The 1,179-nt window shown below is 41.2% G+C and carries 2 protein-coding genes; both read left to right on the forward strand.

The window, feature by feature from the left end:
* Positions 1-895 (forward strand): hypothetical protein (locus tag ABJF11_RS00880; RefSeq protein WP_348117249.1); only part of this gene is annotated, 895 nt, incomplete at its 5' end.
* A 36-nt stretch (positions 896-931) separates the two neighbouring features.
* Positions 932-1,179: phosphoribosylaminoimidazolesuccinocarboxamide synthase (locus tag ABJF11_RS00885; RefSeq protein WP_348117250.1), on the forward strand; the 248-nt coding region annotated here is incomplete at its 3' end.

The following is a 1,179-nucleotide window of genomic DNA, read 5'->3' on the forward strand; positions in this document are numbered from 1 at the left end:
AGCCGTAGCAGACTTGCAACAAAAGACAGAATTTGTGGCGCCAAGAGCCCCTTTCTTGTATCAGTCCATGGCCAAAGTTGTCATGACAGAAAAACAGGATGCGGTTGAGTATGTTTTTCCTGCCGATGTTAGACAAAGTAAAAAAATCATTGAAGATTTTATGTCTAGCTTTGACGTGTCAGAAGCTCCTCTAGCAACTGATACTGACTCCAGGATTGTAACAACACCGATTCCATTGGTAGAGCAAGGCCGTTGGCGTTCCTTATGGAGTAAAATAACCCGAGTTTACCCGAGTAAAACTGCTTTCTCATTTGTCTTGCTTCCTCAAGAAAATGCTTCCACTTTAGTTAAGATGCAGATGCGTGAAGTATCAGAAGAGGGTCAGGTTGGTGAGTGGGTAAGTCCAGCTACCGATTTGAATACTTATGGTATGGCGATCAAATTATGGGGAACCATTGGGCGCAAGCTTGATCAAAACTCAGCGTATTTGTCCGAAAGTAACAAGCAGGTTGACCCATCACCAATCTGGATTAATGGATCTGGCATGTTTGCCGCTTATCTAGGAAAAAAAGTGACTGCTAAGCAGGCCCAACAAAAAATTCTTGATGCCGGGTTATATTTAATAGGCGAAGGAAACCAATTGGCTGTTGTTCCTGAGGATGAAATCGCCAGAGTCGGTGATGTAGTCGCTTTAGAAGTGCCTGTTGGTAAAGGTAAAACGCAAAAACTTTTTAATGTATATCGCCGAAACTTAGATGATGTTACTTGGGAAGAGCGAATCTATCCCTACAAAATAGAGCGTCAAGCGGCGGGTGACTTTTTGGTGATCGATGTTTCTGTTGCAAAAAATCAGCAGTTAACATCCTATTTCTTCGCTAAAAAATTTTTAAAATAACGAACAATTTAACACAAGCAAACCGGAGACCTTCTAATGGAAAAGCGACAAGAGCTGTATGCAGGAAAAGCCAAATCTGTTTTTCGTACAGATGACCCTGATAAAATGGTTCTAGTATTTCGTGATGATACCTCTGCATTTGATGGCAAAAAAGTAGAGCAACTAGATCGTAAAGGCATGGTGAATAATAAGTTCAATGCGTTCATTATGTCCAAATTGCAAGCAGCAGGAATTCCAACGCATTTCGAAAAGCTCCTTTCAGATACCGAATGTCTTGTTAAGTG

Source organism: Reichenbachiella sp. (genome assembly GCF_039941815.1).
Classification (GTDB): Bacteria; Bacteroidota; Bacteroidia; order Cytophagales; family Cyclobacteriaceae; genus Reichenbachiella.